9 protein-coding genes and 1 tRNA gene are annotated in these 13,342 nt (G+C 41.2%); 6 read left to right on the top strand and 4 right to left on the bottom strand.

Annotated features, from left to right (window positions below; translation table 11 throughout):
* Positions 1-200 precede the first annotated feature (200 nt).
* Entirely contained in the window at positions 201-2,792 is a 2,592-nt protein-coding gene (locus tag EOO49_RS09245) for a TrlF family AAA-like ATPase (protein ID WP_290844928.1), read from the bottom strand.
* Positions 2,793-3,087: 295 nt separating this feature from the next.
* On the opposite strand from EOO49_RS09245, the gene EOO49_RS09240 reads away from it, so the two are divergent.
* Together EOO49_RS09240 and EOO49_RS09235 are read left to right on the top strand one after the other, a co-directional pair.
* Entirely contained in the window at positions 3,088-4,089 is a 1,002-nt protein-coding gene (locus tag EOO49_RS09240) for a nucleoid-associated protein (protein ID WP_290844926.1), read from the top strand.
* Entirely contained in the window at positions 4,086-5,354 is a 1,269-nt protein-coding gene (locus EOO49_RS09235; RefSeq protein WP_290844924.1) for a hypothetical protein, read from the top strand. Before EOO49_RS09240 ends, EOO49_RS09235 begins: the two co-directional genes overlap by 4 nt.
* Positions 5,355-5,443: 89 nt before the next feature.
* Here EOO49_RS09235 and EOO49_RS09230 read toward each other — a convergent pair.
* Positions 5,444-5,525: transfer RNA gene (locus EOO49_RS09230), tRNA-Leu, on the bottom strand.
* 133 nt (positions 5,526-5,658) lie between these two features.
* On the opposite strand from EOO49_RS09230, the gene EOO49_RS09225 reads away from it, so the two are divergent.
* The 4 genes from EOO49_RS09225 to EOO49_RS09210 all read left to right on the top strand — a co-directional run bounded on the left by EOO49_RS09225 (position 5,659) and on the right by EOO49_RS09210 (position 10,053).
* Positions 5,659-7,047, top strand: coding sequence for a dipeptidase (locus EOO49_RS09225; protein WP_290844922.1), 1,389 nt, complete (start codon positions 5,659-5,661; stop codon positions 7,045-7,047).
* 443 nt (positions 7,048-7,490) lie between these two features.
* Positions 7,491-7,967 carry a hypothetical protein gene (locus EOO49_RS09220; RefSeq protein ID WP_290844920.1) on the top strand — a complete coding sequence of 159 codons (477 nt, stop codon included), beginning with the start codon at positions 7,491-7,493 and terminating at the stop codon, positions 7,965-7,967.
* Between the two features lie 74 nt (positions 7,968-8,041).
* A complete protein-coding gene (locus EOO49_RS09215; protein ID WP_290844918.1) occupies positions 8,042-8,413 on the top strand; it encodes a BlaI/MecI/CopY family transcriptional regulator in 372 nt (123 codons plus the stop codon).
* The gene (locus EOO49_RS09210) at positions 8,410-10,053 is read left to right on the top strand and encodes a M56 family metallopeptidase (RefSeq protein WP_290844916.1); all 1,644 of its coding nucleotides are present in this window, start codon (positions 8,410-8,412) and stop codon (positions 10,051-10,053) included. Before EOO49_RS09215 ends, EOO49_RS09210 begins: the two co-directional genes overlap by 4 nt.
* Before the next feature lie 841 nt (positions 10,054-10,894).
* Here the strand turns inward: EOO49_RS09210 and EOO49_RS09205 are convergent.
* Both EOO49_RS09205 and EOO49_RS09200 read right to left on the bottom strand, forming a co-directional pair.
* Positions 10,895-12,472: an SIR2 family protein gene (locus tag EOO49_RS09205; protein ID WP_290844914.1), complete on the bottom strand. Its 1,578-nt coding sequence runs from the start codon at positions 12,470-12,472 to the stop codon at positions 10,895-10,897.
* A gap of 155 nt (positions 12,473-12,627) precedes the next feature.
* Positions 12,628-13,056, bottom strand: coding sequence for a helix-turn-helix transcriptional regulator (locus tag EOO49_RS09200; RefSeq protein ID WP_290844912.1), 429 nt, complete (start codon positions 13,054-13,056; stop codon positions 12,628-12,630).
* Positions 13,057-13,342: the final 286 nt, after the last annotated feature.

Below are 13,342 nucleotides of genomic sequence, written 5' to 3'. Positions count from 1 at the left end.
AAAAAACCGATGTGTCAGTGGTTACTAACAATCGGGTTGATTTGTTTTGGGAATGGTTTGTGGTTAACCAGTTGCAATATAACGAAGATTTTGACTTGAGATTGTGTAGTGAGAATTTTTTTACACAACCTTATCTTTCTTTGAATTCCGATCGCCTTTGGAAAAATATTCTACTAATTCTATCGTAAGTCGCTCTCTGGTTAGGTGTTCATTCGATATTTCAGTTCTCGTCTTTTGAAAGCCTCGAAGCCACCTTCCAAAATTTCGCAAACGTGTTGCCTAGTTCCCTGAGAATACAAAATTTCGAAAACGTTCTGGTTTTTTAATTTTGTATGTTCCAAACTTCCTGACACATACTCAAATTTTCTGTTTTTCGTGTTGGGTGTGTTTATCCCATTTTGGTTTGATACAATCACCAATTCGCTGTCCGCCCCGACAACAATGTTGGGATTATGAGTAACAACGATCACCTGTCTCTGCTTCTTTTTCTTGATAATGTACTTGACTAGTTCGTGGTAAATTGCCCTGTTATCCAAATCGTCTTCGGGTTGATCAATTAAAATCGGACAACTTTTATTACTAAAATCGAGTAGCAGCATTAGTACTACGAAAGCCTTTTTGCCCTCCGACATATGCTTGAAAACGTCTTCGTAAACAATTTCGTAAGATATGCTGAAAAAATTTGTCGAAAGTAGCTTTTGAGAGAGGATGAGAGGGGTGTAACCACCTTTTAGTGTGACACTGTTGTTCAACAAACTATTGAACAATTCGTTCACAGCGGTAAAAAACTCATCCACAGAGTCAATGGGTTTACCTGAAATTTCTTGACCTTGTGAACTTTGCTGATTGACACTTGCGAGCAAAATGGACCTGTACTGATTTAGATCAAGCTTCACTTCTGCTTTGATTGTCAGTTTTTCTGACTGAAGGCTTAGCGAGTCTAGGAAGGAAACTATGTTGTTATAATAATCGCGAAAAAGGCTGATTATCGAGCTCTTTATCTCGTGATACTGTGCAGTGATTGCTGTTTCACTTTTTTTCAGATTTTCAATCTCGAATAACTTGTCGGTTTGAACTTTCAATTTTAGTTGTAGGTCCTGAAACTGCTCGTTATTCCTTACAACAGATGCCCCTTTAGTATAAAGAGGATTGCTGAGTATTTCATTATTCTGTGTTTGAAGTTCCTCAATCTGGTGAGTTTTTCCGAGTTTCAACAATCCAATATTTTTTGACCACTCTTTTTGATAGCTGTCTTTCAAATTATTAAATATTGACTGTATCTGACTTTTCAAAACATCTCGGTAATCGTTAAATTCAAACTCGATGCTATCATTGGTAATGGAACGTCTTTCCAGATTTGAAAGTTTTAGTATCTCCGTTTGAGCAAAAGATATTTGATTTGTATTATAGTTAAACTTGTTGACCAGAGTATTGTATTCTGTCAATTCTTCCGCCGAGATTTGCAATGTACTCCTCAACGCCTCAATCTGAGTTGAAAGGCTTAACCTTTCTTTGAGTATTCCCGCTTGATCTCCAATTTCTCGCACGCTTCGCAAGTTTCCGTGGTAGTCAGAAAGTGTTTGGAAAAGCATGCTAATCTTTGCCATTATCTCGGAGCTGTTATTTCTGCTAAAATCCGCGTAATTCTTGAGAAGGTTCGCTTTGTGTTCATCTTGAGTAATAATTTCCTCTACCAAATTATCAAGCTCTTTATCACTATTTCTGGCCAGTCGGTGCATATAGCTTTGAGGAAAATATTCAATATTCCTTTGATCATCCTCGATTCCATCTCTCCAAATTATCGTCATCTCTGACACAATTTGCTCAACGTACTCCTCGTATTCCCGATTTTCAAATTTTACCTCTTTTCCGCAATGTAATTTTTTTGCAATCGCTCCGAGTAAAATTGATTTTCCAGTAGACCGTCCACCTATAATGGAATTCAAGTTTTGATTCAGGTAAATTTTTGCACCAGAAAAATCCCTGTGTGAAATGATGACGTGATCTATAACTTGATACCCAAATTTTTCCTGCGGCTTTCCTGCCTGAATCCGAACTCTTTCTTTCGGTTCAAAAACAACCTGTTTTAAGCCCTCAAATGTCGGATCAGCCTTTATCCAACAGTTTTCCTTCAATATGTATTTTGTAATGTTGTGATTGTCTGATGCGATTATCATTGGAATGTGCTTTCCAATCGCGGGAAAAACAGTGTTTATGTAACCAGTTTTATCCTGCGGTTTTCCCAGTTCGTAAAAATCAACAGCCATAGCTATTTCAATTTTTTGGGCGATGGTGTGTGGCAACGAATTCGTAATATTTTCGACGGTGTTGGATTTGCTTCCAGCGTGAATAGTAACTAAGCCGCCTAACTCCTTGATAAGATTCACTGTATCTTGCAAGACACAGTAAACTTCGTTAAACTTTTTCTCACCCGTTTTGATCCTGAACAATTCAGTTTTGTGCTCCAGTTGTCCCCACAATAAATCTAAATCGCAGTCCTCAGAAAAAATCCCGATGTAGTGGATAGGGTCACTACCTCTTGCCTCAGCGAGAAATTCTATTCCCGGAAGAACGGTAATCCCTCTCACTGCCCCTAACCTCTTCAATTCCCGAATTCTTGAAACATCAATTATGTTGTGATCGGTAATTGCCACGACGGCAATGCCATTGGCGAATAAGCCATCAACAATAGCCTCATTCGTGACCGATAAATTTTGATAGTCATACGACGAAGGAGTATGAAAGTGCAAATCCCATTTTCGCCATTCTGATCCTCGATAGATTTGTGACATAAAATATTTAGCGATTAATCGCAATTAAAAGTTAGAAATTCAGAAGGTCTGGAAATACTGGTAATTTGTTTCGGAATAACGAATATATCAGTTTCTCTCGATCGATCACCCGATCAGGTCGCTTTTTGGCACTACTTCTCAGTTCAGAGGCGAAATAATTAGTCCCTTGAATTTTTTTATTTAAATTTAACCCGACTAAATTTTCCCTTACCGCATCAATTTACAGGACTAACAAATTCTACCCTCTGTTTTCTTGACGGCAACGCCGTACTATTAAACCAAGCAAATAGAAGATATGAATCTCCAAAAAATTATTGTCCATGAACTACAAAAAACCTCTGGAAGGGAAGCCACCGAGGTTATTGCATCAACGGAATTACTAACGATCGATGATGACTCTAACGAATTGATCTCATCGCTACTGGGCAGTTATTCCAGCGACAAGCTCCTTAACGCTCAATTCGACCGCTCTCCCGGAAAATATTTCCCGGTTCGATTCGATGATTACATTGTCGGAAGTCGAACTGCACAGGATTTTATCGATTTTACCACGGATGCCATTGGCAATCTTGCCCAGATCATACGCCGCAAAATTGCCGCAAAAGGAGGATATGTCTTGTTTTGCGAGTACACCTCGAACGGAACGCCATTCGTGGGGATATTTTTAATTCGAGATGTTGAAGGCAAAATATTGAGACGTGAAGGCACGTCATACACGATTGGAAGAATCGAATATTTAGATACTAGCCATTTGGCAATGGCATGCCGTATAAATGAGCGTCTCCTCAATTCCGAACAGAACTATTTGACATTTACGCAACTTCGCCAACAGGAAGTTTCCGACTACTTTACGGACTGGATTTGTGTACTTCAATTGCAGAGCAGCTCTGAATTTACAAAAGCGTTGTATGACATTATCAGCAATCTGCCACTACCGATCGATGACGAAACCAATCAGCCGTACTCTGTCGATGAGGTTCGAGACATGGTTTTTGAAATTGCAAGAGGAAATCCACGAAAAGAAATAAGTATCAGCACGGTTGGCGAACAGGTGTATGGAAATCGCCATATAATTCGCGAGTATGCAGATTTGAACAACATAAGCATCGACAGCGAATTTAGATACGACAAACGAGCATTGCGCAAATTCATTCAACTTTCCATTAACAAGGACGGCATAAACCTCAAATTTTCTCGAGGAGATTTGGGGACAAAAGTTTTTGCATCTGAAGACAATCCTAACCAGGTCATAATCGAGTCAGAAAGATTAGCGGCCGCATTGAGGGCAGAAGAATGAGTAACGCGTTAGAACATCATAAATCTCTTGTTGCTTTATTGGACAAGGCGGAAAATCTTTCCGCCGATTCCACGTATTTGTCCATGAATCCAAATGAGGACATTGAGAAAGGCTTAATTGCTCTGGGAATTGTCAAAGATGCGACAGCCCACGAGTTCAGATTTCTACTAACCAGCTTCAAAACAAAAGTCTTTCTGAGCAAGCGGTTTTTTTTGGAGTCCTCGGGGTTTAGTATCGAATCGAACATTTTGATTTACAGCAGTAAGGAAGCACTTAGTTTTGTCGAGGGGCAGACATATTTGAACTTCCTTCCCCAAAACACAAATTATTTCTTTGAAAACATACTCGCCTACCTGAAGTTCGAGGAATTTTTGAAAAATCAAGAGAAAGAAATTGATAATTCTCTGCACTTCGTAGACTCTTACAATAGAACAGCCAGAAAAATCGTACTAGTCAGTTTGACAGAAAAGGGACGATTGACGATTGAATATGAGAAAGTAATCCCACAATTCAGCGAGACGATCAACCTTTCCCATGGATTATCATCTTTCATCGAATGCTTTGACGAGCCTACCAAAAATTTAGTAAAGTTTCTGAAAGTTGCCCTGATCAAATATGCGTCTGACATTCCGAAAGAAAGTCGTTTCGCATCCATTTTCGAAAATCTTGCCACAATTGTCGAGAAGTCAAAACTGAATTTCGACGTTTATCTCAATAATTTATCGATTGACAAAATCAAAAAAGACTATAGCGACATCAAGTCCAAATTTTTTAAAGACTTGTCGGACATTCTCGGGAAATTAACCCAACAGATAATCGCATTGCCGATTGCATTATGTGCTAGCTTACTTGCTGTCGATAAAATCACCGACAATGTATTTTATCTCTGGTTTATCGCGATCGCACTTTCAGTAACTAGCATCTATATATGTTATCTGCTGCGTCTGCAATTTCAAGATTTGAAGCAAATCAAGAAAATCTTCGAGTTTGACTATAACCTCATAATTGAGAACAACTTTTTTTCAGACCACGAAAATGAAAAAGTTTTTTTTGAAGATGTCAAGTCCCAATTTGACGGAAGGGTTTCGATTTTGGAAAAAATTGCAGAAATCTACTTCTGGGCATTGAATATCGCAAATTTGGCAATTATCGATTATATTCTCACAATCGAGCATATTCCAAGCACGGGAATCGTATTGATCTCTTTGACGATTTTGGTGGCAGTAAGTTTTTTTCGAAATCATGTGATTGCTCCTAAATCATAAAGTTTTCAACATCGTTGGGCTGAGGTTGGGCAACTCCCAAAAAGAAAAAACGCAAATTCTTGATAATTAAGAATTTGCGTTTCAAAAAGTGCGGGTGATAGGACTCGAACCTACACACCTTGCGGCACCAGATCCTAAGTCTGGCGTGTCTACCAATTTCACCACACCCGCTGTTGATGGGCAACATCTCTGCTGCTTTGGTGGGTGCAAATATAAGCATAGAATTGAAATTGCAAACCGATTTGCCGAAAAATTTGATTTATTTCTTTTTGCTACTTTTGAGGAATAACCAATCCTATCCTTCATGGACGACATAAAACCCTACGTGCAACAGCACAAGGATCGCTTTATCAACGAGTTAATAGATTTACTGAAAATACCGTCGGTTTCTGCCGACAGCGCTTATTCGCAAGACGTGATCGACATGAGCGAGGCCGTCAAAAAGAGCCTCGAGGAAGCCGGATGCGACAAAGTCGAGATTTGCGACACGCCAGGTTATCCGATCGTTTACGGCGAAAAGATCATCGATCCTGTTTTGCCGACCGTTTTGGTTTACGGACATTATGACGTGCAACCGCCAGATCCAATGGATTTGTGGACGTCGCCTCCGTTCGAGCCCGTGATCAAGAAAACCGAAATCCATCCCGACGGTGCGATTTTCGCGCGAGGTGCCTGTGACGACAAAGGTCAGATGTACACGCACGTGAAAGCCCTGGAATACATGGTGCGCACGAATACTTTGCCTTGCAACGTGAAATTCATGATCGAAGGCGAAGAAGAAGTCGGTTCGAAAAGTTTGGGCTGGTTCGTCGAACGCAATCAGGAAAAACTCAAAAACGATGTAATCTTGATTTCAGACACGGGAATGATCTCGAACCAACAACCGTCGATCACGACCGGTTTGCGAGGATTGAGTTACGTAGAAGTCGAGGTCACCGGCCCGAACCGCGATCTGCATTCCGGACTTTACGGCGGTGCGGTCGCCAACCCGATAAACATTCTGGCGAAAATGATCGCCTCATTGCACGACGAAAACAACCACATCACGATTCTGGGATTTTATGACAACGTCGAGGAATTGTCGCGTGAGGAAAGAGACGAAATGGCGAAAGCGCCGTTCTCGCTCGAAAACTACAAGAAAGCGCTCGACATCGAAGACATTTACGGAGAATCCGGATATGTGACCAACGAACGCAACTCGATCCGCCCAACCTTGGACGTGAACGGAATTTGGGGCGGCTACCAAGGTGAAGGCGCAAAAACCGTGATCGCGAGCAAAGCTTTTGCAAAAATCTCGATGCGTTTGGTTCCGAATCAGGACTGGGAAGAAATCACCGAATTGTTCACGAAACACTTCACTTCGATCGCTCCAAAATCGGTGAAAGTCAAAGTCACGCCACATCACGGCGGACAAGGTTACGTAACGCCGACAGATTCCATCGGATACCAGGCCGCGGCAAAAGCCTACAACGAAAGCTTTGGCGTGAAACCGATTCCGGTGCGCTCGGGCGGTTCGATCCCAATTGTCGCTTTGTTCGAAAAAGAGCTCAAAAGCAAGACGATCATGATGGGATTCGGCCTCGATTCGGACGCGATCCATTCGCCAAACGAACACTTCGGCATCTTCAATTACCTGAAAGGCATCGAAACGATTCCGCTGTTTTACAAACATTTCGTGGAATTGTCCAAATAATTTTGCTTCAAACAGCTAAAATCCGCCTCATCCGCGGATTTTTTTTTGGGGCGTTGCGGCGGCGGGAAAAAATGATTCCGCCACTTCTTTCTGATACGCCGCCGCCGGGCTGTCCGCTGTATCTTTTGTTCGGCTGCTAGCGCGCCGCCCAAAAGGATGCCGCTGCCATCCCTAACGCAAATCGCTCAAAAGCAACAACAATCCGTCCAAATCAAAAATTTTACCCAACGTCGTCGGACGTAAGTAGTTTTATTCTACATTTGTAGAAACGAGTCTAGGTTTGTAGAATGAAAAATATCGTTTCCCTATTTCCTATCGTGTTTCTTATTTTGTTTCAATAAAACAGTTGCCGGACTAAAGCAAGGTTTCTGGAAACAGAAAGATTCGGTCAAAGGCATTGTCTACGGGAGAAATAATGAATAAGTAATAATTAATAATGGCAGATGAAACAAATCCTTTTCTTGTTACTGATTTTGTCGTGTTTTCTGTCGGAAGCACAAACCCAGGTTTTAAAATTCAGCGAGGCCAAAACCTTGGGCGTTCCATCGGAAACACTTGATAAAACCTACAAGAGCGCGGTGCATTCCGACCCGAAACTGGCCGTTTTCAAATCTGAGTCGGAACAGCAGCAATTGCAACAAGCTTATGTGAAATTCTTCGAGGATTTCGGAAAATTCCTGTCTCAAAACAACTTTTCATGGGAAACGAAAACGCGCTGTTTCAACCGGATTTACATGGAGAAAGATGGAACTGTCGACTATTTTCTGTTCGATTTCGGCAAAAATCCACTTTCCGAATACAAAGAAAACCGTTTTCGGGAATTGCTGTCGGAATTTCTCAAAAACCACAAATTCCCGATTTCGGCATCTGAAAAATTTGCCCAATGCAGCCCGATCGTTTACTCGGATTTATCGCGATAAAATATTGAAAAAGAATGTTGGACGAGAATTTGAACAACGAATATTGAATAACGAATGTTGAATAACGAACTGATATGACACTAACAACCGCCGAAGAACAACTCATGCAGCATCTGTGGAAGCTCAAAAAAGCGTTCATGAAGGAATTGCTCGAAGCTTACCAAGAGCCGAAACCCGCGCCAACTACGGTTGCGACGCTGCTCAAGCGAATGTCTGACAAGAAATTTGTCGGTTATGAGGAAATTGGGAATTCGCGACAATATTTTCCGCTGGTCCGGAAAAACGACTATTTCTCGAAACACGTCAACGGATTGATCCAGAATTTTTTTGGCAATTCGGCTTCCCAATTTGCATCGTTTTTCACGACAGAAACGAATCTTTCCGAAAACGAACTCAAGGAACTCAGGTCTTTGATTGACGAACAAATCAAAAAGAAACAGCAATGACGAACTTCCTGATCACGTCGGTTTTTTGCCAAATCGCACTTTTCGCGGTTCATAAATTAGTCCTCGAAAACTCGAAAACACACGTTTTCAACAGGTTTTTCCTTTTGTCGGCACTTGTATTTTCACTTGCGATGCCGTTTGTGACGATTCCCGTCGAGACCGAAAATGTGGTTCCAATCGCGCGTCAGGCTTTGCTTGTTCCGATGTCGATCGAGCCAACCCAAATCGTGGCGTCCGAAAACCCGACAGATTATCTGCAACTTTCTCTTTGGACGATTTACGCGATTGGAGTTTTGCTTTTCGGAATCCGCTTCGCCAGAAATCTGATGCAGATCACGACACAAGTCATAAGCAATAAAACACTGAGACGAGACGGCGTGACTTATGTTTTGGTCGACTCCGAAATACTTCCGCACACGTTTCTCAATTGTATTTTCGTCAACGCACACGAGTTCCAAAAACGCAGCATCGAGGCCGAACTTTTTACGCACGAACTCACACACGCCAAGCAGAAACACTCGATCGACATCTTGTTTGTCGAGATCCTGAGAATTATTTTCTGGTTCAATCCGATGTTGGTCTTGTACAAAAAAACCATAAAACTCAACCACGAATTCCTCGCCGACCAAGCCGTTGTCGCCAATCACGACAGCATTTCGTACCAGGAACTTCTACTTTCGAAAGCCCATTTTACCAACCATTTTGCGTTGGCCAGCAGTTTCAATTTTTCAATCACAAAAAAACGAATGATCATGATGACAAAAACCATTTCCCCAATCAGGAAAGTTGCGCAAACACTGGGCGCGACACTCACCTTTGCGCTTCTCTTCTCTTTCTTCGGATTTGAGGGAATCGCCCAAACCTTGCCGCCGCCACCTCCGCCGCCACCGCCAGCTCCTCGCGACATCTCGAGCGTAGGTTCCTATTATGCGAACACGACTTTCCACATCAAAAACGCCGACGGTTCCAAAGAAACGAAACGCTTTAGCGAACTCACGAATGACCAGATCTGGAAATTGCCGCCGCCGCCGCCAAAAATCTCAAGGACGAAACTCAGCGAAAAACAACTGGCGCAATTCGGGCAACCCAACCAATACGCGGTCTGGATCGACGGAAAACACGTCCAAAACAGCGAGCTCAAAAAGCACAAAGCCTCAGACTTCGTTTTGACACAAAGTTCGATCGTGCACAAAAACGCTCGCTCCAAGAAATTCCCGCAGCCCAACCAGGTGAGTCTTTACACTGAAAAAGGTTTCGGACAACTCGAGAAAACGACTTATCCGCAGGTGCTGGAATGGAGTTTCGACGAAAAAGGAAATTCGACCCTAAAACAGGAGCATTCCCAGATTCCGAATGAGCCCGCAACCTTTCCTGGCGGCATGGAAAAATTCTACGAATTCTTCAACAAAGAGTTCAAAACGCCCGCCAATTTCAAAGGAAAAGAGCGTTTGGTAATCAAATTTTCCATCGAAGCGAGTGGCAAGATAACCGATGTTTCGGTGGTCAAAGCGGATACGGAATCGCTTGGCGTCGAAGCGGTTCGCGCCATAAAGAATTCTCCTGATTGGATTCCTGCCAAAGATGGTGGCAATGCTGTTAAAAGCGAGTATCACTTGCCTTTGGAGGTTAATGGGAAATGACATTGGAATCCGCTGTTTTAGCGGATTTTTTTTTGAGCTGTTTCCGGCTAACTGGCACTAGCTTTCTTTAAAAAACCAGTTTTTCTAGAGGTTGCAACGAGCTTCCTTCGGTCGCTGTTGCAACCTAAGAAAAAGTTGGTTTTTTCTGCGAAAGGCTAGTTGCCGTTATCCGGGCTATTTTTCCCGTAAAATCACCTTTTAGTTTTTTTCTTAATTGGTATTTACGGAACCAATCTCGCTCTTGAAATCCTGATTAAAACAGCTGCGCTGTTTTTACTTCGATTTTTTTGCGGCGGCTGCGCCACCGAGTTTTTTTTTTGCGGCGGCTGCGCCACCGTTGGCTTTGAATTTCTTTCGTCGCCTGTCCGGCGGGGAGTTCTTTTGTCTGGCAACAAAAGAACCAAAAATGCCTTGCGGCTACACCGTTTTGGCGACCTGACAGCCTTGCAAATTCCGCAAATGAAAGAACTCGCCGGAACTTTCTCTCGAAACGACTTTCTGTTTGGGTGGCTCAAACAGCTTCCATTTGCGGGAATTTGCAAGGCGTCAGGTGCCCGCCAAAACGCTGATGCCGCGAACTGATTGGAAGTATTTATTGGCCTTTTGCTTGCGCGCTGCGCAAAAGGCGTGCTCGCTTGGAAATTCTTGTTTTACAGAAGAGTTTTTTTCACGATGATACCATCTCGTCTCGACGGACTGGTCGAGAACAGCGCTACACCTTTACTACAAGGACTATTATACAAGAAAAACTTTTTTCCGTTTCACGGTGAGCGTCGGGTAAATCGATTTTTCTCCCAATTGACAAGAGGCTTTTACACTTTTAAGGTTCAATTGATGGCGGTTAGTTATGGTTGTTTTTAAACTCTAAATAGTCATAAAGACAAATTAATTTTCGGAAGTGAGTTCCAAGTTTGCTGTCATTTATCAATTGAATTTTATCTTCGAGATAGATTTTCAGGTCATTTAGATCTAATTTTTTTGGCGTAAGTAATGGGGCGTACATTAAAATATGTAAATCATTATTAGTAGCTACCAATGATTGAAATGTTGGGAAATTTCTATTGATTTCTGCTTTCTTTTTTTGATAGCTCGCAGTAGGATAGAACGATTCATTTTTTACCTCATTTACCTTTTTTATAAATTCTGGAGAAAATTGGTCAATATCAATGTTTTCATCTAGTTTCCCATCACTGTTGAGCAATTTTGCAGCACTGAGATGCTTAAAATATGGAATATACTTTCCGGTCAAAAAGGGAAGACATAAAGTGGATATCTTTAATGAATCCCAATCTCTTGGTACTATGACATCTGATAGCACATCTTTTAAATCGATTCCTTTGATACCAACTTCCGCGAAACGATCCTTCAATCCGACACCGTAAACAAATTCGGCTTCGTGGACATTTTCAATATCATCTAGATTGTCAGTAACATATATTTTTGATTTGGAAGTATTTGATTTTACAAAATCATAAACCATCCCTTTCATCTGGCGTAAAATCTTAATTGGAAGTTTGCGCTTGTTATTGGCTAGCACAGTGTAGAGTTCAGTAAAGTCATTTAGAGTAATTAACTTTAGTGGAATTACCGTGTCCGAAATCAATATAGTGTTGTCAACCATTGTAGTTTCCGTAACATCGGGATTCCATTGACAGAAAATCAGTCGATCTTTAAGTTTATCAATTTTTTCTTTAGTCAGACATTTAATTATCGACTTCAAAATTGACTGGATATTTTTATCATCTAGGCTGTAACCGATAAAAATGATGGGGTTTTCGATGAAAATTGTGAGCAATTTCGCAGCTAAATACTCATTTCTTCCCTCAAAATTGAGATAATCTTCTTCTGTTAAAACTAGAGAGTTGGGTTTTGATGAACAGCCGTGTATTTTATAAATTTCTCCGATAGAATATAGTTCAGAAAAAATTAATTCTTCTTGACCAATGAACCGATTGAAATCTGAAAAAGTTTGCTCTAATAATTGGTCCCAATTAGTGGTAATAATCCCATCAATATTAATCTTTTTTAGAAGTTTTATTTCCTTTTCAACGATTTCACTTGTAATTAAAGCTGTCTTTGAATTAATCATTTCAGATATTTCGAATTTCAAGGGAGAAAATTTAGTTTCAGCCAAGGCTTCGAAGCGCTCTCTACTTTTCTCGAACTCTGGATAACTCCACCAAATTTCATTAAATTCACTACCTATTAAAGATGCAACCTTTGGGAGGTTTGAATCACCATTAGATTTGTAAAAATTATAGGGCTTTGTCAATTTAAGGTTTTCACACGCCTCTACTAACAACAGTTCCCAAGTAGGAAGTCCTAGATATCTTCTGGAAAATCCCGATCCCACGAATAAAAAAGGAGAAGTTGAGAATTTTGATACATGCTCCTTGAACTGATTTGAAAATATGTTCATTGTTGACTTTGATGTTGATGTTACGAATTGCAATCACAGCTAAACGATAAAGGAAGGCCAATACCAATACCCTTACCAAACAAATATAAAAGTCTTTACCAGAATACGATTTTCATAAAACAAAAAAGTCGCCCTCAGCGACTTTTTAAAGTTCTCTATTTCTTATCCAACATCCTCTCAAGATAAACATTCTTCTCCCGCTCGGCGTCAAGCAAACGTTCATAAAGCTTTTCCTTTTCCGCAAAAACCTCAATTAATTTATCCAACGGATTAAAATTGCAATGGTTAGCGCCGAAGGTTCCAAAACTAATGCCTTGGCTGTTGCTGAAATCCGTATCGTTGAAACTGTTGAAATAATTTATCACGGCTTCATCCGAAAAATTCTTGATCGCCTCCGCACTAACGCCAAGCGCCTCCGCGACGTCCTTCAAACGCTTATCATCGACTTCCTCGCTGTTCTCCAAAATCGAGATCGATTGCTGGCTCATGCCCAAAGCCTGGGCCAAAGCTTCCTGTTTCATGCCTCGCAATTCACGGATGCGGGAGATTTTACGACCGATGTGAGATTTAGAAGGCGTTTCCATGGTGAAAATGTTTGTTTTGGTAAATATAAAAAAATTGAAGGTTGGCTTTGGTGGTAAGTTACCAACAATCAGGATAGGGAAGCGCGTGGAAAAGTGATTCGTTTACGCCTGCAATCGCAAAACGAAAGTTTGTGTGAGTTTTTTAAAAATATCTTTTCTTACACATATTGAACTGCACCCAAAAAGTTAGACACAATTTTGGGGTATCCTATGGAAAGAAAAGTAAAGCACAGTTATGATTTTAAGCTCCATTGTGTCGAAGAGGTCTTAAGGGGCCGATCTGCCA

It is taken from the genome of Flavobacterium sp. (assembly GCF_004295795.1).
Classification (GTDB): Bacteria; Bacteroidota; Bacteroidia; order Flavobacteriales; family Flavobacteriaceae; genus Flavobacterium.
Note: the sequence above shows the minus strand (reverse complement) of the source record. Positions and strands in the feature narration are given on the sequence as shown.